Source organism: Pelistega suis (assembly GCF_013133795.1).
In the GTDB taxonomy this organism is placed as follows: domain Bacteria; phylum Pseudomonadota; class Gammaproteobacteria; order Burkholderiales; family Burkholderiaceae_B; genus Taylorella; species Taylorella suis.
In genome coordinates, this window is sequence record NZ_JABGBN010000007.1 from 42,931 (window position 1) to 64,519 (window position 21,589).

Annotated in this window: 11 protein-coding genes; 5 read left to right on the top strand and 6 right to left on the bottom strand. The window is 44.2% G+C overall.

Annotated features, from left to right (window positions below; translation table 11 throughout):
* Both HKX39_RS08425 and HKX39_RS08430 read left to right on the top strand, forming a co-directional pair.
* On the top strand, positions 1-9,003 hold the full coding sequence (locus HKX39_RS08425) for a two-partner secretion domain-containing protein (RefSeq protein WP_171680881.1): 9,003 nt from the start codon (positions 1-3) through the stop codon (positions 9,001-9,003).
* Entirely contained in the window at positions 9,000-9,827 is an 828-nt protein-coding gene (locus tag HKX39_RS08430; RefSeq protein WP_171680882.1) for a hypothetical protein, read from the top strand. Before HKX39_RS08425 ends, HKX39_RS08430 begins: the two co-directional genes overlap by 4 nt.
* A gap of 43 nt (positions 9,828-9,870) precedes the next feature.
* On the opposite strand, the gene HKX39_RS08435 is transcribed toward HKX39_RS08430, so the two are convergent.
* The gene (locus HKX39_RS08435; protein WP_171680883.1) at positions 9,871-11,448 is read right to left on the bottom strand and encodes a YdgA family protein; all 1,578 of its coding nucleotides are present in this window, start codon (positions 11,446-11,448) and stop codon (positions 9,871-9,873) included.
* 163 nt (positions 11,449-11,611) lie between these two features.
* Here HKX39_RS08435 and HKX39_RS08440 point away from each other — a divergent pair, with 163 nt between their 5' ends.
* On the top strand, positions 11,612-12,088 hold the full coding sequence (locus HKX39_RS08440; protein WP_171680884.1) for a nucleoside 2-deoxyribosyltransferase: 477 nt from the start codon (positions 11,612-11,614) through the stop codon (positions 12,086-12,088).
* A 5-nt stretch (positions 12,089-12,093) separates the two neighbouring features.
* Here the strand turns inward: HKX39_RS08440 and HKX39_RS08445 are convergent, their stop codons facing one another.
* Positions 12,094-12,579, bottom strand: a complete 486-nt coding sequence (locus HKX39_RS08445; protein WP_171680885.1) for an SET domain-containing protein — start codon at positions 12,577-12,579, stop codon at positions 12,094-12,096.
* Positions 12,572-13,402, bottom strand: a complete 831-nt coding sequence (gene panB / locus HKX39_RS08450) for a 3-methyl-2-oxobutanoate hydroxymethyltransferase (RefSeq protein WP_171680886.1) — start codon at positions 13,400-13,402, stop codon at positions 12,572-12,574. Before panB ends, HKX39_RS08445 begins: the two co-directional genes overlap by 8 nt.
* A gap of 128 nt (positions 13,403-13,530) precedes the next feature.
* Here panB and ilvB point away from each other — a divergent pair, with 128 nt between their 5' ends.
* Positions 13,531-15,264: a biosynthetic-type acetolactate synthase large subunit gene (gene ilvB, locus HKX39_RS08455; RefSeq protein ID WP_171680887.1), complete on the top strand. Its 1,734-nt coding sequence runs from the start codon at positions 13,531-13,533 to the stop codon at positions 15,262-15,264.
* An 87-nt stretch (positions 15,265-15,351) separates the two neighbouring features.
* Here the strand turns inward: ilvB and HKX39_RS08460 are convergent, their stop codons facing one another.
* The 3 genes from HKX39_RS08460 to HKX39_RS08470 all read right to left on the bottom strand — a co-directional run bounded on the left by HKX39_RS08460 (position 15,352) and on the right by HKX39_RS08470 (position 20,348).
* Positions 15,352-16,167, bottom strand: coding sequence for a methyltransferase (locus tag HKX39_RS08460; protein WP_171680951.1), 816 nt, complete (start codon positions 16,165-16,167; stop codon positions 15,352-15,354).
* 57 nt (positions 16,168-16,224) lie between these two features.
* Positions 16,225-17,589, bottom strand: coding sequence for an oxygen-independent coproporphyrinogen III oxidase (gene hemN, locus HKX39_RS08465; RefSeq protein WP_171680888.1), 1,365 nt, complete (start codon positions 17,587-17,589; stop codon positions 16,225-16,227).
* A gap of 155 nt (positions 17,590-17,744) precedes the next feature.
* Positions 17,745-20,348 (bottom strand): DNA topoisomerase III, encoded by a 2,604-nt coding sequence (locus tag HKX39_RS08470; protein ID WP_171680889.1) that lies wholly within the window; start codon positions 20,346-20,348, stop codon positions 17,745-17,747.
* 194 nt (positions 20,349-20,542) lie between these two features.
* On the opposite strand from HKX39_RS08470, the gene HKX39_RS08475 reads away from it, so the two are divergent.
* A complete protein-coding gene (locus tag HKX39_RS08475) occupies positions 20,543-21,514 on the top strand; it encodes a DUF2157 domain-containing protein (RefSeq protein WP_171680890.1) in 972 nt (323 codons plus the stop codon).
* Positions 21,515-21,589: the final 75 nt, after the last annotated feature.

Here is a 21,589-nt window from a genome sequence, read left to right on the forward strand (position 1 = left end):
ATGAATCGTCAATTGTTTAAAGTTATTTTTAATAAAAAACGTGGTGCCATGACAGTAGTATCAGAATGTGCAAAAGCTCAAGGTAAGGTGAGTCATTCATCTGTGACTTTGATGAGAGTGAGTCATTTTTGGCGTTTTACGGTGTTGAGTAATGTCATATTAAGTGCGTTTGGTATTAGTTCTCCTGTGTTAGCGCAAGGGATTGTGGCTGATGGATTAGCATCGAAACATCAGCAAGCGACGATATTGCGAACGGCGAGTGGTGTACCACAAGTGAATATTCAAACGCCGAGTTCGGAGGGGGTATCCATTAACCAATTTTCTCAATTTGATGTGACAGCCAAGGGGGCTATTTTGAATAATAGTCGTCAGGCGGTGCAAACGCAGACAGCAGGGTGGGTGGCGGCAAACCCTTGGTTAGCACGAGGTGAAGCTAGAATTATTGTGAATCAGGTTAATAGTGCGAGAGCCTCAATATTAGGAGGGACGATAGAGGTGGCAGGACGACGAGCGGAGGTCGTTGTTGCTAACCCAGCAGGCATTGAGGTAAACGGAGGGAGATTTATTAATGCAGCGGGGGTTACCTTAACGACAGGTCGTCCTCAGTACGCGTCAGGGACTCTTCAAGGTTATCAGGTTCGCGAAGGTATGTTGACGATTGCCGGTGCAGGTTTAGATACATCCAGTGCGGATTATACGCGTTTACTTTCTCGTGCTGCACAGATTCAAGGAGGGATTTGGGCGCAGGACTTACAACTGATTGCTGGACGTAATGATATTGCTCATGACTCGAAGTCTGGTGTATCCGCTGTGGTTGTTGAACATGAGCATGGTGCTCCTCCTAAAGTGGCGATTGATACGGGTAATCTTGGTGGGATGTATGCAGGATCAATCCAATTAATTAGTACAGAAAAGGGTGTTGGGGTGAACCATGCAGGACAAGCGTTAGCGAGTGCTGGGCAGGTACAGATTAGCGTTGACGGTCAGCTGAGTCATCAGGGGCAAATTAGTGCTAACCAAGCAGAGGTACAGCTTAATGTCCGCTCTTTGGTGAATGAAGGGACGATATCTAGCAAGCGTGATTTAAGGATTCAGAGTGAGCAGTTACATAATCAGGGTGTATTGACAACGCCAGAAACACTTTTTGTACGCAATAAAACCTTATTCCATAACAAGGGTGATATAGTGGCGCGGCGAATGGATATTGAAACCGAATCGTTGCGACAAGGTGAGGGAGCCAATTTTATTCAGTCAGGAGAACAAGGGTTACATTTAACGACAGCTAAATTGGATAATCGTGGGCAAATGGGCGTGATTGCAGAACCTCAGATGAAGCCTGATTTAAACCAACGTTTACCAGATAGCTCTAAAACGGAGGCGACACAAACACAGGTGGAGTCAGAGGTGATGACGCCAGTATTGGATAATATGCAGGTGACTGTAATACCAGCGGGGAAGTTACGCATTACTCAGGCTCTTGAAAATGCAGGGCGTATATTGAGTAACCAAGCCGTCACGCTAGAGGTTAGTCAATCCTTAAACAATAGTGGGCAGCTTTATACGAATGATTTAGATGTAAAGGGGTCGTTATTTAAAAATCGAGGAGAAATTCAATCGCAACATGGATTGAATATTCAAGTACACCAGTTAGATAACCAACAGGGTATCTTAAAAGGTCAAGAGCATGTAAAGATAAGTGCAACGCATTTGAATAATCAACAAGGTGTTATACAAGCACAAAAGACATTGGACATTGGGGTTAAACAGGCGATAGAAAATCAACAAGGTCAGTTGTTGGCAAATGACGGTATCATGCTCACCTCTACGGATTTAACCAATAGTCAGCAAGGTAGCATACAGGCAGGTTATATTCAAACAGTCCAGCATAACCAGTTAATGAATGAGGGTGGTGAGATTACCGCTCAGCACGATATTACGGTTAAGGTGGGTCAGTTATCTAATCGTTACGGGATCGTGCAGGCACAGCAAGATATTCATCTTCATGTAGGAGGAACGTTAGAAAATCAAAGTGGAAAAATCTATGCGGATACCGTTAAGGCAGATGTGAAGGGAGATATCTATCATGCCCACGGTACGATAGACGCACAAACAGGGATTGAGTTGACGATTGGTGGTGGACTTGTACAGGAGGGTGCTAAGTTATTAGCAGGAGAGGCGATAAAAATAAACGCACAACAGGTGTTGGGTGAGGGCAATGTGTGGCAAGCGGGACAATCGCTGCAGATTAATACCACAGGACAATTGCAACAGAGACAAGGGAGTATGTACGCAGGTCATCGTCTAACGCTCGCTGCTAATGAGGTCGATTTAGCACGGAGTCAGGGGTATGCTAACCGAGGGATACAGGTAGATGCACAAGGAAATATAGACCTATCGCAAAGTCAGTGGCTAAGCCAAGGGGATGTGTTATTTAAGGGGGCACAGTTAAACTTAGCGCAGGCGAGCTTGAGTACACAAGGAGCGGTGAAGATATCGGCAGAGCAATTATTACATCAAAATGCTCAGACACAAGCCCAACAAGATATGACGATCAATGTGCAAGGTGCATTAGAAAATTTATCGGGTAAGTTTTTATCAGGTAAAAACTTACAGGTACAGGCACAACGTGTAGATAATACATTGGGCATGCTGGGAAGTACTCAACGGCTACATGTATCAGTTGCAGAGCAGTTAGCGAATATCCAAGGTGAGCTGCTCGCGGGTGAGCATATGCAAGTGGTCGCTCCAGTGCTTGATAATGAAAAAGGTCGGATAGCATCGGGAGGGAATGTTGAGCTGACATTAGCGGAACGATTGCATAATCAAGCAGGACAGATTGTTGCTGATGGGGAAATCACGATTGCGGATAAAGTAGCCAGTGTGAGTGAACGTCGTTTGCAGATTAATCATCAAGGAGGAGACATCCATGCAAATCAAGGCGTGACTATCCATGCAAAATCTTTAAGTGGCGATGGACGATTATCGTCTAGCCAAGGGTTGTCTATTCAGGTACGTGATGATTTTATCAGTGCAAGCGATATTACTGTAGGCAGTCAGTTACATATTAGTAGTTTAGGAAAGGTACATAATGCGCACCGTTGGCAGGCGGGGGAGACATTAAGGATTTCCGCAAAGGGTATTGAGAACACGGCTAGTGGCGAGCTTATAGGTGATAAGGAGGTCATGCTACATAGTGAGGGTTTACTGAGCAATCGAGGCTTAATTAATAGTCATGGATTGACAGCGATTCGAGCAAAAGAGGTACAGAATATAGGTACTGGACGTGTTTATGGTGACCATGTGGCTATTGAGGCAGATAAGTTGCTCAATGCTGAAGAAACACAAGCCAATGGTGATAAAAAATCGGCGGTTATTGCAGCTAGAGAACATTTAGCCTTGGGTGTTGGACATTTGATTAATCAAGAAGACAGCTTATTACTGAGTGCAGATACCTTGGTGATAGGAGGACGATTAACAGAGGATTATCAAGCCATAGGTAAGGCTCAGCGCGTGGATAATCAAGGGGGCAAGATAGAGGCTGGTGGTGATATGTCGCTAGCGGTGGCGCATTTACAAAATGATAATAGCAATTTTGCCCTGGCAAAAAAGGTGGCGATAGGTCAGCCGAGTACGCATAACGAAGTGGCGAAATCGGGAGAGTCTTTCCGTCGCCAGATGAGTGATTTAAAGTGGGTCAAGTTTAGCCGAGCGGGTAAGCTGGTGAATAAAAATATGGCGGATTATGGAGGCGTAATTGAATTGGGAGTGACGCCGATTCCGAGTGTTTATGAGACGCTATGTTATCGCCAAGGAGGAGCCGCTTATGAGTGTGAGGATGGTGTAGAGAAGTTTAATTACGACATAGATGATCCTGTCTGGGCATATTTTGGGGTAACGGCACCGCAAGCAGAGCCTACACAGCAACCGCAAAGTGAAGAAGAACCACAACCTCCTGTAGAGCCCTATCATTCAGGGTATTGTGCAGCTGGTAGTCCTAATGCGATTCAAGCAGTTTGTGTGACGTATCAAGAGCAGATGGCAGCGTATGCACAAGAAAAGTCGATTTATGATACCTATCAAGCGTGGATAACGCAGAATATCCCACTATATGATGCATTGGAGGAGAAGATAGATGCATATAATGCGCGCTTTAGGGTAGAGATAAAAGATTTTACGCATTATCTATTTAAGCGGTATCAGTTTGAAGATCAAGTGGCGAGTTCGAAGCCTGGGCAGATAATAGCTGGGGGAAATTTACAGCTAACAGGTGATAAATTCGTCAATGATAAGAGTCATATTATCGCCGGTAAAACCTTATCGGGAGATGTGGGTAATTTACAAAATATTGAGGCAGAAGGATTACATTATATTGAAGATAGAGGGACGTCACAGTATACGAGGACACGTTGGCGAGGAGGGTTTAAACGCTATCATGAGCGTAAATGGAGTCGTAAACGTTCATATGAACGAGACTATCAAGAAAGTATTGTTATTCCTGTGACGCGTGTAGAGAGTCAGCGTGGGTTGGTAACGAATCCGTATGCCATTAGTGATGTAACACAAAAACAGGTGAATCAGCGAGAAGCAGATGATGGACGCATGGCAAAAGAGATGGACAATACTTCTCGTCCTCCAGGCTTGCAGACACAGACGCAAGGTGCGAATATAAGTGCTGTTCGTATTAGTGACTTACCTCAAGTGATCTTACCAACACAAAGTATTTATCGTATCGCACCTCATCATCCACAGTATGTGGTGCAGACTGACCCTGCTTTTGCGGATTACCGTCGTTGGTTGGGTAGTGACTATATGTTAAAAGCCCTACAGGGAGATGGTAATTGGCAACATAAGCGCCTAGGGGACGCGTACTATGAGCAGCGGTTGGTACGTGATCAAATTATGCAGGCAACAGGTCAGCGTTATTTACAAGGGTATCACGATGACCAAGAACAGTTTAAAGCGTTAATGCAAAGCGGTATTACGGCAGCTAAGGCGATGAATTTACGACCAGGGATTGCCTTGAGTGCAGAACAAGTGGCAAGGTTAAGTAGTGATATTGTCTGGTTAGAGTGGCAACAGGTGAGATTAACTGATGGGCGCTTTGAGAAGGTGCTTGTTCCTCGGGTATATCTATTGCCTCGTTCAGGTGATGTAAATACGAAAGGAGCATTGATTGCTGCAGACAGAATAGAACTTAATGTACAAGGGGATATGCATAACGCAGGTGTGATAGCTGGTCGTCAAATAGTCAATTTAAAAGCGGAAAATATCGCGCATACTGGACAGATACAGGGTGAAACCGTCAATGTATCGGCAAACGAGAGGTTGCGTATTCAAGGAGGACAGGTTCATGCGCAGGACGACATATATTTACATGCAGGAAAAATGGTTGATGTCCAGAGTACAACGCGTAGCACAACCAATCAGGCTAATGGGTTTACCGCTAATTGGACAGGACTTGATCGAGTAGCTGGGTTATATGTAAAGCAAGCAGATGGGCAGTTAGTGATTGCCTCATCAGGGGATATTCAGCTTTTAGGCGCACAGTTATCTAGTTTAGGAGAGATGACTTTATTGGCAGGGCGTGATATAAGTGTCGCAGGCGTGAAGACAGAAACTTTTGAGCGAACACAAAATAATGCGCGTAACTATCGCCAAGAGGGGGAAACACAGGAAGTGGGGAGTCGGTTGTCTGCCCAAGGAAATCTACGCTTACAAGCAGATAATGCAGTGACAGTGAGAGGGAGTCAATTAGAGAGCCAAAAGGGGACATTACTTGTCAGTGCACAACAGGATTTAACGATTGAGGCAGGAGAGCAGACGCAGGATTATGCAGAACATCGTTATCATAAAGACCGTAGTGGTTTAGGTTCAAAAAGTCGAGAGCGTTATTATCGTGAACAAGCACAAGAGGCAATAGCGAGCGAACTCACTGGACAGCATGTTCAGCTACTGAGTGGCGAAGACCTAACGGTAAGCGGGAGTCAAGTGGTCAGTGACCGAGGTACAAAGTTATGGGCGGGTGATACGCTGAGCATTGAAGCAGCGAATCAGCAGTACGAGCATATTTATTATGCAAAAGATACCAAGAGTGGCGTGTGGGGTACGGGTGGTATGGGATTTACCATCGGACGGCAAGCGCAATCCCTGAGACAAGGTACGCAGACGCAAACTGTGTTAGGAAGCATGGTGGGAAGTTTAGAGGGGGATGTTCACCTACAAGCGGGGCAACAGTATCGCCAAGAGGCATCCCGGATCTCAGCACCGAAAGGTGACGTGAGTATTTATGCACCACAAGTACGGATTCAGGCAAGTAAGCAGCATAGTAAACAAGAAGTTGAGCAGCGATTTAGTCAGAGTGGCTTGAGCGTCGCACTCAATGTTCCTGTGGTACAGGCGGTACAAGGAGCAGTCCAAGCAGTGAAGCAGGTTGGTGCGAGTCAGAATGCTCGAGTGAACGCCATGGCGGTTGCGAATGCTGCGTGGCAAGGCTATGAAGCCGTTGATGCAGCACAGTCACTGATAAAAGGGGTGGCTGGAGGACATCCCAATGCTATCCAAGCAAGCGTCTCCATCACGATGGGACAACAAAAACATCAGTCAACGCAACAACAGGAACAAACACAAGCGGCACCTAGCCAGGTATTGGCTGGTGGTCAGGTATGGATACAGGCAAATGGTGGTGAGCGTAACACCATTGATATTGTGGGGTCAGATGTGGTGGGACAACAAGGCACTTACCTTGTAGCACGTGATGGAATCACATTACAGGCAGCCGCTCAATCGCAGGTAGAAAACACGACGCAAAAGAGCCGTGGTTGGAATGCGGGTGTGAGCATGGGTTATGGACAAAGTGGATTGGGTGTCGGTGTAACGGCTGGCGCTAACCGAGGTCATGGCTATGGCAATGGTGAAGAGCTGAGTTGGCGAGAGAGTCGAGTGGGGGATACGGGTAGTCAGACAATCTTGCAGACGGGAGGTACGGCTGAACTTATCGGTGCACAAGTGTTTGGCAAGGGGATAGATGTTTATGCTCAAGATTTGCATATCCAGAGTGTGCAAGAAATGTCTACATATACAGGTCGTCAACGTCAGACAGGTGGACAGATAACCGTAGGTACAGGTCTATCGGGTAGTGTGAATCATCATCGCCAAAAAATAAAGGCTGATTATGCCAGTGTCCAAACTCCCTCGGGATTATTTGCGGGAGATGATGGCTTTAAGGTGGATGTTGAGGGGAAAACGCAGCTTATTGGCGGGATAATTACTTCAAGTATACGTGCAGAACAAGAAGGGAGAAATAGTGTTAGCACAGCTACCTTGCAGACGCAGGCACTACAGAATGTTGCCTCCTATGAAGGAGAGGGAGTCGGACTGAGTGTATCGGCGGATGCTAAAGGCGGTTGGGATGGTCAGGTGGTGGATGATAAAGGCAAGGCTAGTCATCGTATCAGTGGTGCGGTGGGTTATGGTAGCGATAGTGATTCACAGTATCGTCGTACAGAGTCAGGTATTGGGACACGAGATATCACTATCACTGATGAGCAACAGCAGGCTTTGTTGACGGGACAATCCGCCCAAGCAATGAAGGATAGTGTGTACACCTCGTTAAGTAGTGTACAAGTCCTGAATCAAACACCACTTGCTAATACGTTTAACCGCCAGGAGTTAGAAAAAGAGCTGCAAATACAAGTGGAAGTGGGTCAAGCATTTAGCCAAAATGTGGCGTCTGCTCGGCGTCTGCTGAATCACCGTAAAGCTGAGTATGAAGCAGCATTTAAGCGAGGAGAGTTGAGCAAAAAGGCGTACGAGGATAAAGTGGCGATGCTGGATAGCGTGGGCTTAGGTCTTAGCGTATTGTCGGCGGGTTTATCATCGCCTAGCGAGCATGCCGCAGGTATAGCCGCGGCAAGTTTAAGTCCGTTAGCGGCTTATCAGATAGGACAGTATGCCAAGGCACATAAGATGGAGGGTAGTGCCCCACACGTGATTGCTCATGCGGTATTGGCAGGTGCGGTAGCGGCAGCAGGTGGACAGGATATTGTGAGTAGTGCAGTCGCCGCAGGAGGAGCCGAGTTACTAGCGCCAGTACTTTCACAGTACCTATATGATAAACCGAGCAGTGAGCTGAGTGCCGAAGAAAAACAATCGCTCTCAGCGATTTTACGACTTGCTGGTGCAGGCATAGGCGCTAGTGCAGGTGGGAGCAATCTTCCCCAGACAGCACAGGCAGTTGATGGGGCGGTGGAGAATAATCATTGGATGAGTCTTAAAGCGGCTGAAGTGGTGATGAAAATGCGCCGAGATAATCCAGCGGAATATGAAAAATTTATTCAAAAGCAGAATGAACTAGCTGTATGGCTAGGGAATACGCTAGCGGACTTTACCCCGATTATTGGTGATATTAAGGGTTTTGCAGAGGCAGAAACCTTTGGGGATTACTTTTTTGCGACGCTAGCGACAGCCCCTTTAATAGGAGATACTGCTAAGGCAACTTATACGTCTATTAAAGAAGCGTATGAAGTGGCTAAGCAAGCCAAGGACACGGAGAAGATGACGTCCTTGATTGCAGAAGCGGCAGCACTGAAAAAGCGGACAGATTTCACTAATAAGTATGGACAATTACATGATTTTTGGTTTGTAGATGGGAATGCACATTGGTTAAATCCATTAACCAATCAGTTGGAGGCGATTCCTGCTAGTGCGAAAGTATCCGTTGATCATATTTTACCGAAGCATTATTTAGAGAAGGAAATGAAAGGTTTTAAGGAATTACCTAAAGAGGTTCAACGTGCATTGCTTAATGATATTGATAATTTACAACCGATGATACACTCTGCTAACTGTTCTAAGGGATGTAGGGTAGAATTTACTGGAAAAGGATGGAAAAGTTGGGATGGTCTGTCCATTCATCCGGAGTATAAGCGTTATTTGGAAAAGCAGCAAAATCAGATGGTTGATAAGATTGAGAAAGCCATAGAGCAGGAGCGAAAAAAACGATGATACGACCGATCTTAACTTTTGAAAAAGCTAAAGAAGAATTTGATCATATTGTGACGGATTTTTCTCAGCTTCAAGAAAAAGAGATTGCCTATATAGAGAGTCACGGAGGATGGGAACTCTCTGATACACAGCTCTTAAAAGGAGGAGGGAAAGAGTGGATTATTGAGCCTTTAAGGGAGCTACAACCACTCAGTTATCAAGTGTTAAAAGAGCATGCCTCTGAGTATATGGTGGGGTTTTATTGGTTTCGTCCAGTACCTCATCCAGCATGCCCTTTGAGTAATATGGGACATGCAGGTTTTTTGGTTGTTAAAGATCGTGTGATATGGGTAAGAGCACATGCTCAAGAAATTATCACAGGAAGTATTAATTATTTTCATCCAAGTATTAGAGAGTCGTGGTTAAAAAGGGCAGGTTTATGGGGGGTATCTCCTAGCGTAGCCGCATGGTATCCCCGAATGTTGGTGGGAGGGGCGCGGTTTTATTTGTCTTTTGAAAATTATGCAGAATTAGCTGACAGGCGTTGGAAAAAGACTATCTTACCGATATTAGAGGAGAAAATTCCACAGTTGTACAACGATGGATGGCCGACTTTTCGCTGCTTCTTAGACAGCAGCCTACCGGATGATGGGAGTACGATAGGTGATCAGTTGTATATTCTAGAGGAAGACCCAGAAAAACGAGTGTACTGGGTAAAAGATTGTAATTTTAAGCAGATGTATTATTTGGAGAACCCTGGTGAGGCGATAGACGCTTATTCTGCACATACCTTACTGCAAAAAGAGGGAAGATTTGACTTTAGTCCTTGGGCTAAGCCGTGGTAGTGTTTTAATAGCCAGAGCACATGCTCTGGCTATTTAGTGTCGATTAATCCATATACTTACTAAAAATCTCTGTCGCTTTCATTTGTGATTCAGACAGTGCCATCTGTTGTATAAATTGTTTAAAGCGACTATCCAAAAGTCCCACGAGCGCTATCACAGGATAGTCTTGTCCGTTGTAGCGGATGGTCTCAATGTCTTTTAATGACTTGCCCTCGGGTGCGGTGGCGCTTAGGGTAATACTCACCGCCTGTTGGTCTGCATTGGCTAATTCTGATTGTAGGAGGGCTTGTTGAATATCAGCATTCAGCTTTTGCATGATTTGCTTTTCTTCGGCGCTAGGGGCAGGTAGACCTTTGTCTTTTGCCGCAAAGTTCATCACATCAATGAGAAGGGTCGATAACCAATCTTGATGGCTTTTTAGCGAAAAGTCTGCTTTCGCAATACTTTGTATTGCCAGCTCATCCTGTGACTGTACTTGAGCTAAGTCAGGAAAACGAAATCCCATGTCCGCTTTAATCGAAAATGCTCCGCCTTGGTTACGGTGGGTGATAGGACCATACTGCAGCACGGGTGAGTGTTTAAAGATATCTTGTCCTAGGGATTTGAGGGTAGGTAAATGAGGAGCAAGAATAGCTTCTACATCTACTTTAGTATCAGCAGGTTTATTAAGGTCTTGTTTGATGAGGTCGCTAAGAATAGTCCCGGCGATGCTGAGAAATTGCTTCGTCGAGGCAGAGTCTAGGCGTTGGTAACCCATGTCGATATCTATCTCGCCAATTGGGTTGCCATTAAGCAGGATATTTTTATAGCTTCCCTTTTCGTTCAAGCCAATCATGATACCGTCATCATCGACGTTTCCTGTACCGTTTATTTCTTGTACCGTGATGATATTATTTTGTACTTCTACACGGATGTCTTTGATGTCGGATGTTGTTTGATAGTTAAACTGATTTTGGGCGGATACGCTGCCTTGGGTACTCGCTTTTACAGACCCCATGGTTAACTCGAAAGCAGGGGTGTTTTGAGAGGTGCTTTTTATTTGCAGACCGTCTAGGGTCCATTGTGTACTAAAGTCGGAGAATTGGTGGTTAGTCTTAAAATCTAACTGTACCTTGCCCATAGAAAATTGGTCTTCTTTGGTAGATGTTTTATTTTCTGCCAAGAGTGGAGCGAGTTGTGCATTGCCCTTGATGTGTTTATTATAGCCATGCGTATATTCTACGAGTAAAGGTTGCTCTACTTGGAATAGTTTAAAAAAAGGCGCTGTTTTTTCATTGCGAATTAAGGTAATGGTATTGGTATAACTGCTAGGGCTGAAATGGCCTTTCTTAAGTGCGTCGAGTGGAAACGGTCCATGCTGAATCGCACTGTTTAGGAGTTCAATATGCTCGCCGTTTTGCGCTTTTAGACCAAAGATATATTGTGATGAAAAAATACCCGACTCACCTTGATCAGCGGTGATGTGGACATCCTTGAGGCCGAATTCCGCAAGTTTCTGATTGAGCTGTTGCACTTGAGTGTCTAAGCGCTCTTTGATTTGTTTACCATGATAATGGCTGGCAATTGGATAAATGGCAGCAAGAGCAATAACAATACCTGTTATAAATGTTGTTTTACGCATATCAACACTCCTAGATGGAAGCATAGAAAAAAGTTAATGTAGTAGGGAAAAGTGATAAACACACCCTAGAAGTAATAGCTTATTATAACGAAAACGACTCGAAAACAAATTGGAAAATAGTTACTATAGGCTGTTTATGAAGGATGTCCAATAAGAGGTAAAAATGACGGCAAAGAAAATTTATTTAGCAGGTTTTGATGTTTTTCGTCAGGATGCCGTAGCGCATGGTAAGACCTTGCAGCAGCTTTGTGAAGAATATGGTTTTATTGGATTATACCCTTTGGATAATGCCGCACCGAGTCATCTCTCAGGACGTGCATTAGCACGATGGATTTATCAGGCAAATATAGCCTTGATTGAACAGGCAGATATGGTGATTGCGAATGTGAATCCTTTCCGAGGGTATGAGCCAGATTCGGGGACGATTTTTGAAATTGGTTATGCGAAGGCCTTGGGTAAAAAGGTATGGATTTATACTGAGCAACAACAAGATTTACGACATCAAGTCCCTCACCAGGATGGCATAGATCAAGAGGGGTATCTTGTTGAGGACTTTGGTTTAAATATCAACTTGATGATTGCGTGTAGTGTGGATGGACAGGCGGTCTCTTTTGAGGCGTGCTTAAAAGCACTCGTTTAAGTGGTTTATTTTTTAAGTGCTAACATCGTGCCTCGACAGCTAGGAGTGCCACATAAGCAAAGATATTCTTGCTTGCGTTTTTTAGTGAGACGACCCTCTAATTGTAAGTGGTAATCGTAAAATAATTCTTCGCCTTTCTTAATGTCACGTAAGGCGTAGATAAAGACGCGAGTACCTTTGTTATTTTCTTGGGTTTCGCAGTTAGGTTCGCAAGCATGGTTAATCCAGCGAGCGTCATTACCGTCTTGTCCACCGTCAATGATATTGCCATTAGACAGAGAAAAGAAGAAGGTGTGAAAAGGATCCTCAGGATTGACAGGAAACATCGCGTCCGCCTCATCCGCAGTAATACGCTTACCCACATATTCCATAATTTTGGTGCCAGCAGGGATATCCTTAGCCGCAAATATGCCTGTACCATGCAAGGTAGAGCGTTTAACTTTATGCCAAGGATAGCCTTTTACGTTGGTAGGTTTGGGAGTTTTAAGCATTTTTCTTGGGTACACCGAAACAGTTATCTAAGGTAGGGAAAGTATTGGCACGTACCTCATCGGCATAGGCTTTGACCCCATCACGAATCGTAGCTTGTACATCGGCAAACTGCTTAGCAAATTTAGGGATACGAGGTCCGCTGAGGTTAAGAATATCTTCGGTGACCAGAATCTGACCATCGCATTGTGGTGAAGCACCGATACCGATAGTGGGGATGGCGACATTGGCTGTAATGCGGCGAGCTAATGCCTCAGCACTCCCCTCAATGACAATACTAAATGCTCCTGCTTGTGCTTGGGCTAAGGCATCTTGGTAAATGCGTTCTGCCATTTCTTCGCTAAGACCTTGGGCTTTAAAGCCGCCCATGGTATTGAAGTATTGGGGCATAAGACCAACATGCGCCATCACAGGAATACCGCGCTCGGTTAGAAAGCGTGTGGTCTCTGCAAGGAAAGCACCGCCTTCCATCTTAACGGCGCTTGCATTGCTTTTTTGGAGAATATAAGCCGCGTGACGGAAAGCTTGTTCGGGGGATTCTTGGTAGCTCCCAAAAGGCATATCCACCACTACACAAGCACGTTGAGTTGAACGGACTACCGCTTGTGCATGAGCTGCCATTTGTTCAACCGTAATCGCAAGGGTGTTTTCCATGTTGTACCCTACCATCGCCGTAGAGTCACCAATCAGAATTAAATCGACAAACTCATCCAAAATGCGAGCAAAAGGTGCTGTATAGGACGTTAGGCAGACGATTTTGTCTTGTCCTTTCATGGATTTAATTTGGGGAACGGTGATGCGTTTAATCTCGCTATGCACACTCATCTGAACATCCTTGAAGATTAAAGAAAGGTATAGCATACCCTAATTTAACGCTCTAAGCTAGATAAGCAAGGGAGTATTTACGTTACAATAAGGCAAGTTCATAAAATCATTTTTTTCAGGGATAAGTTATGTCGCAAGAAACACAGTTAAATGGTGCTCAAGCCTTGTTGAATACCTTGATTGAACAAGGAGTAGATACGATTTTTGGTTATCCCGGTGGTGCTGTATTACCGCTTTACGATGCCTTATATTCTGAAAAACGTATTCGTCATATTCTAGTACGTCATGAGCAGGCTGCCTTGCATGCGGCTGAAGGGTATGCACGATCAACCGGTAAAACAGGCGTGGTCTTAGTGACATCAGGTCCGGGTATGGCCAATACGACATCAGGGCTATTAGATGCGATGTGTGATTCTATTCCTGTCTTGTGTATTAGTGGTCAAGTGGCAACCAGTGCGATTGGGACGGATGCTTTCCAAGAATGTGATGCTGTAGGTATTTCTCGTCCGGTGACTAAGTGGAATGCACAAATTAAACGCGTGGAAGATGTGGTGGGCTTGGTATCTAAAGCCTTTCAACTGACGCAACAAGGTCGTCCTGGGCCAGTATTATTAGACTTTCCTAAAGATATTCAAATGGCAGCTGTTCCCTCAACAGCGAGTGAGGTAGTGCCATTGGAGAGTCCTCCACAAGTATCGCCATCTATTTTACAAGCCTCTATTAAACGAGCGGCATCCTTAATTGTGAATGCTAAACGCCCAGTTTTTTATGGCGGAGGTGGTTTAATTAATTCGGGCAAAGAGGCATGTGAGGTATTTAGTAATCTAGTGAGCTATACCGGCGCACCATGTACCTTAACATTAATGGGCTTAGGCGCTTTCCCTTCGACAGATAAGCAGTTCCTCGGTATGTTGGGTATGCATGGAACCTTAGAGGCAAATTTAGCCATGCACCATGCAGACTTAATCGTATGTATTGGTGCTCGTTTTGATGATCGTATTACGGGGCGCTTATCGGATTTCTGCCCTCATGCTTTGAAAATTCACTTAGATATTGATCCTGCTTCTATTGATAAAGTGGTACGTGCAGATGTTGCCTTAGTCGGTGATTGTTATACGGTTCTTAAGGATTTATTTAATGAGGTAAAAGCATTAGCACAAGATGCTTCACGTATGGACGATTGGTGGCAACGTATTGAGAAGTGGCGTAGCAAGCAATGTTTATCGTTTACGCCATCATCAGAGGTGATTTTGCCACAGCATTTGTTAAGTGAAGTCAATCGTCTCATCAGTGATAAAGATGCGATTGTCAGTACGGATGTGGGGCAACATCAGATGTGGGCAGCACAGTATTTACAGTTTAAACGCCCTAATCGCTGGCTAACATCAGGAGGTGCGGGGACGATGGGTTATGGTATGCCTGCTGCCATTGGTGCTCAAATTGCCAATCCAGATGACTTAGTGGTTTGTATTACTGGTGATGCGTCAATCTTGATGAATATTCAGGAGATGGCAACAGCGATGCAACATAAGGTACCCGTAAAGGTGATTCTATGTAATAACCAACATATGGGTATGGTACGCCAGTGGCAAGAACTGATTCATAGTGAGCGTTATAGCCATAGCTATAATGCATGTATGCCTGATTTTGTGGCTTTAGCGAAAGCCTTTGGCTGGCAGGGAGCGACCGTTGCTAATCCTTCGGAATTAGAACAAGCCTTAGTCACCTGCTTAACATCAGAAGGACCTTATTTCTTAGACGTGCGTGTGCAAGCACAAGAAAACTGCTTCCCGATGATGCCGGCTGGCTATGGACATCAACAAGTGATGTTATCAGAAGATAATTGGTATGTTGAGGAATAGTTTTCTATAATTATTCTTGATACTTATCAATTACTGCCCAGTATAACGAAGGTTATACTGGGTTGCGTATAACTGGGGTTGTGATTATTAATAAGCAAAGCGTTCTTTGAGGGCAGATAAATGATATTGCTCGAGAATGGCAAGTTGACGTTCTCGGGCACTTTTTTTGAACCCACCTACCTTTTTCGCAATGATTAACTCATTTTTCATCGAGTGTTCCCAGCCGACTAATTCCGTCACGGTGACTTGATAACCCCGCGCTTCTAATTGGAGGCAACGGAGGACATTAGTAAGATGTGAGCCAAATTCTCGGGTATGAATAGGGTGACGCCAGAGTTCGGATAAGGGAGTTTTACCGAGGGTCTGTCCTTTTTCTTGACGTAAAATAGAGGCCACTTCGGCTTGGCAACAGGGCACGAGTACCATATAGCGAGCATTATGAGCTAAACCAAAACGAATGGCATCATCGGTTGCTGTATTGCAAGCATGCAGGGCAGTTACAATATCAATTTTCTCAGGAAGCTCTTGCGTTTGAATGGATTCTTCCACCGACATCGCTTTAAAAGACATCCCTTTGCTAAAACCAAGTCGGTGAGCAAGGTCTTGAGATTTTTTGACTAAATCTGCACGTGTTTCAATCCCATATACATGGGCTTGATCAAATTGTTTCAAATATAAATCATAGAGGATAAAGCCGAGATAAGATTTTCCCGCACCATGATCGACTAGATTTAGACTGCCCTTATGTTCAATAATATCGGCCATTAAAGGCTCGATAAATTGATAGAGATGATAGACTTGTTTGAGTTTGCGCCGTGTGTCTTGATTGAGCTTACCATCACGCGTGAGAATATGTAGCTCTTTCAGGAGTTCGATACTCTGCTCAGGCTTAATCTCAGGGATAAGCGAGTGCGCATCAGTTGTTTTATTGTTTCGAGCTTATTTAGTATCACGCATGGTTTAGACTGTCATTGAGAAAATTCGTGTTTGAGGTTGTTTTCTGAGCATTCTGAGGTCAAACGACATACAGATATTACGCGCAAATAAACGACCACTATCGGTGATTTTTAACGCATGCTCACTCATCTCAATAAGCCCATCATTTTCCATTTCTTTGAGACGTGCTAAGACCTCAGGAAGCTCTTTAAATTGCTGTTCAGGCTTATCCCAGCGAGTTTCTAGTAAGCACATGAGATTGAGGATATGACGGCGAATAATGAGGTCTTCGGTATTGAGTAAATGTCCACGGAAAATAGGCAACTCATCTTTTTCTAGGCGCGCATAGTATTGTTCTAACTCTTTTTCATTTTGGGCAAAACCGTACCATGAATCTCCAATAGCCGACATCCCTAAACCGACCATCAGCTGTGTCGATGATGATGTATAGCCCATAAAGTTACGGTGGATTTTTTTATTGAGCATGGATTTATATAAATCATCGCTAGGAAGAGAAAAATGATCCATCCCAATTTCTACATAACCCAGCTCTTCCAGTAAGACCTTACCGTTTTCGTATAAGGCACGCTTTTCTTCGCCAGAGGGCAAATCGTTTTCATCAAAGCCACGTTGCCCCACGCCTTTAATCCAAGGCACATGAGCATATGAGTAGAAGGCTAGACGGTCTGGTTTCTGAGCAATCGTGCGACGAATTGTGTTTTCCATGGATTTCCATGATTGGAAAGGCAAACCAAAAACTAAATCATGACTGATACTGGTGTAGCCAATCTCGCGAGCGGCTTGCGTGACACTCTGTACGTTTTCATAAGGCTGGATACGATGAATGGCTTTTTGTACAATGGGGTCATAGTCCTGCACACCAAAGCTGACACGACGAAAACCTAAGTCGTAGAGCATTTGTAAGTGGGTGCGACGTGTATTATTGGGATGTCCTTCAAAGCTTAACTCAGGATTTTCGGCTAACGCACTACTCTCAAAAATCGTCGTCAGTAGACGCTTGAGATTATCTTCGCTAAAGAAAGTCGGTGTACCGCCACCTAAATGAATCTCTTTGATTTTAGGTTGGCGACCAAAGAGGTTAAGGTACATTCCCCATTCTTTAATTAGGGCATCAATATAAGGCTCTTCGACAGAATGCTTTTTAGTAATACGCTTATGACAGGCACAGAAAGTACAGAGGCTTTCACAAAAGGGGAGATGAATGTAAAGGCTAATCCCTTCGCTATCGTTAGATTCTTCAAAACTACGCTTAAGTGTTTCAATATAGCCTGTTGTGGAAAAGCTGGTTTCGTCCCAATAGGGAACGGTAGGATAGCTTGTGTAACGAGGACCGGGGATATTGTATTTGTGAATGAGCGTGGTATTCATTGTGACCGTCTTTTCAAACAAGTGTAATGTTTTATTTTAACAGAATGAAAGACACTCCCACTAAAAACCCTTTAGTGAGAGTGTTGTGATGGTTGCCAGGCACAGTGAGCATACTCTTGTGAGAGCATGTAAGCAGTGTAAGGGTGCGTCAGTGATTAACTGCTCTTTGTTGCTCGCTTGCTTGCTGTTTTAGTTGTTTTTTTGGCCACCGTTTTCGTGGTGGCTTTTTTGGCAGTTGTTGCTTTGGTCGCCGATGTTGTTGCTGTTTTCGAGGCTTTCTTTGTCGCCGCTTTTGTGGCTGTGCCTCGTTCTTCAAATTCAAAACCAATCTTGCCTTTTTTATCCATGGCTAAAAAGGCTTTAAATTTGCGATTGGTGCGATTAGACACGAATCCCTCTAATAAATCGGTCTTGCCTGTTTCAAGCAGTTTACTCATCTGCTCTTGGGAGATTTCTTGTTGTAAGATAACTTTGCCTGATTTGAAGTCGCAAGGATTGTCCTTATTGGTAGATTGGTCGCAGACATAGCTCATGCCAATATCATAAATATGACCTGAGGTGCATTTAGGACATTTTCCAAGTGCAGTGAGGCTACTGAAATCAATCTCTTCTTGTTCGGCTTCATTATTTTGTCCGAAGTCAAATTCAAGTTTGTTTTCTTCTGTTAATCGCAAAATAGCCGAGAAAGGACGCCCTAGCTTACTAATAAAGCCCGACAAGGGGCCGATACTACGGTGGGTAAGTAATTCTTCTGCTTCTTCGGTTTCCAGATTACGCCCACCTGGATTTTTAGTAATGGAGAAATCACAGTCGGTACAAGCAAAACGGCGATAGTTTTCTTTGACGATGCCACCACAGGCAGGGCAAGAGGTATTAAGCGTCACGTAATCGCCTGGAATCGTATCATGCTCGTATTCTTTGGCACGTTTGACAATGACTTGTGTGCTTTGGGCAATCTCTTGCATAAAGCGGTTGCGGTCTAATGTACCTTGTTCGATTTGTTTTAGCTTATGCTCCCATTCGCCCGTGAGTTCGGGAGAGGTGAGTTCCTTAATATTCAAACCATTGAGTAGGGTCATCAGTTGGCGTGTTTTCGTGGTGGCGACTAAATCACGCCCCTCTCGACGTAAGTACTGATCAGCAATTAAGCCTTCAATAATGGTCGCTCGTGTCGCCGGTGTGCCTAAGCCGCGCTCCGACATCGCCTCGCGTAATTCATCATCTTCGACAAGTTTACCCGCACCCTCCATGGCACTTAATAACGTTGCCTCGGTGTAATGTGGGGGTGGTTTTGTCGCATTGGCTTCAATATGAATTTCTTCGGTTTTGACTTGCTCGTTTTCTGAGACAGGAACAAGACTATCCTCACCGTCTTGAGCACCTTTACCGTAGACGGCTAACCAACCTGGTGATACAAGTACTTTACCTTCAGTTTTAAAGTGATGTCCACTCACGACCGTAATACGTGTGGTAACACGATATTCGGCTGCTGGATAGAAAATCGCCATAAAGCGTTTGGTGATGAGATCATAGATTTTCGCCTCGGCATCACTTAGCTCTTTAGGTAATTGTGAGGTCGGAATAATCGCAAAGTGGTCAGAGACCTTTTTATTATCAAAAATACGTTTATTCGGTTTTACCCAGTTATTGCTTAGAATGGTTTGCGCAAAGGAGGTGTGGCTACGATTAATTGCGGCACCACTCTGTGAAATTTCAGAGAGGGTTTGTTTAACCGTAGGAATATAGTCTTCTGGTAGGTAACGTGAGTCAGTACGTGGATAAGTAATGACTTTGTGACGCTCATATAAAGCTTGTGCCAAGGCTAGCGTCGTCTTAGCAGAAAAACCAAAACGAGAGTTCGCCTCGCGTTGTAAACTCGTTAAGTCGTAGAGTGCCGGTGAATTTTGAGTGAGAGGTTTAGATTCTTCGCTCACACTACCGGCTTTATTACGGCATGCCATGACTACGGTTTGCGCCGCGGTTTCAGACCATAAACGACTTTCTTTTTTCTCTGGGTCATTAGCGTCTTTTTTGAAGTCTTTATCTATCCAGCGACCTTCATAAATACCTGCCGCAGAGACAAAGCTAGCCACTACTTCCCAATAGTTTTTCGAGACAAATTGACGAATTTTCTGCTCACGGTCATAGACAATCGCTAGAGTGGGCGTTTGTACACGACCAATCGGTGTTTTAAAGAAACCACCGTCTTTACTATTAAAGGCGGTCATGGCACGGGTGCCATTGATACCCACTAGCCAGTCTGCTTCTGCACGTGAACGAGCAGCAGCCTCAAGGGGCTTCATGCTTTCATCAGATCGTAGATTATCAAACGCCTCAAGAATGGCTTGCTTTGTCATCGATTGTAGCCAGAGACGTTGAATGGGCTTGTTGACTTTAGCGTATTGCACGATGTAGCGGAAAATCAGCTCACCTTCGCGTCCCGCGTCGCATGCATTAATAATCGCACTAACATCTTTACGTTTGAGGAGTTTGACAAGGAGTTTTAAACGGTCTAATGATTTTTTATCCGCTGGTTGAATGTCAAAACCATTTTTGGGAATGGCGGGCAGATGGGTAAAAGACCATTTACCACGAACCACATCATCGGGATTGAATAAGGTTAATAAATGACCCACACTGGAGGAAAGGACATATTGCTCATTTTCAAAATAACCATCATGGCGCTCAAAGCCACCTAGTGCGCGGGATAAATCCTGTGCGACAGAAGGTTTTTCAGCAATAATTAGTGTTTTTGTCATTATATTCCTTGATATACGGATGATAAGAAATCAAATAAAAGTGTATTTTCTGGGATAATACGAGAGGGAAATTACTTTTTGCAAGTAAAAATTCATTATTTCTACAATTAAGTGGATGCCTTTTTCGTATAAAAGAGACTTACAGCGCTTGTCTTTATATTAATAAGTTATTAAAAATCAGTGAGTTATAAAAAATGTCAAATAAGTCTGTCGAAAAATTTTTATTTTTTCCTAGTGGTGCATTCTATTTGGGGATTTTAGGTGTTCTGCTCGGTGCAGGGCTTTTTTCTTCGGGCTTAGTGACATGGATAGCGGCAAATTGGGATGGCTTTAGTCATTTTACCAAGCTGTATGGTATACAGTTTATTTTTGTCTTTTGTGTGCTAGCAGGACTTTTTTCTTTTGCTCGACGACGACAAGAGCAGGCGCTCCATCTCAGCTCTCGCTTATGGTTTTTCTTGGCGGCAGTAGGCATAGGCGGACTTTTCGCTTTGATAGGGCAGACTTATCAGACGGGGGCTGATGTCTGGCAGTTATTTGCGGTGTGGACATTTTTTCAGTTGTTTTTATTGATTGCCTTATCACATATCGCGAATGCGTTGCTATTTTTCAGTACCTTGGTATTAAGTCTTGTGCTGTGGTTATCAGAATTGGGTTTGGATGTCGTACTGATATCATGGATTGCAGCAGGGCTCAGTGTAGTGTTATTGGTAGCGACCGAATGGTTGAAAGATGTTTTTCATGATCGACAATGGCGTGTTTTGGTGAGATTAAGTGCGCTGGCAGTCGCATGTAGTCTGGTGTATTTACAGATGGCACAATTTAATACTGGTCGTATCTCAGAAACGATATGGTATAGCAAGGGATTAATCATTGTATTTGGTCTGGCATTATCGGCTGTGGGGGTATGGTTTTATAGCAAGATTATCCGAGATATGGTGATTATCGTTCTTGCGGTATTGAGCTTTATTTATAGTGTGTTCATGCTGCTGGGTGAGGACTTTTTAGAACTGCTTTTTGATCTGGGTGGTTTGGTGTTCTTAGGGGTGTTGTTCTTTGCTATTGGCATAGGTGGGACGCTTTTTATTCGACGTATTTCAAAGAATAGCCCTTCATCGCCTTTATCGTCATCCATCGGGCCGATGACGGATTCATCTATCCAATAGGTAGCAGCCGATGGGGCTCTGGGTCAAAATGAGCCTTTAGTAGTCTCCAAAAAGCCTCTCCATTGGGCATTGCAA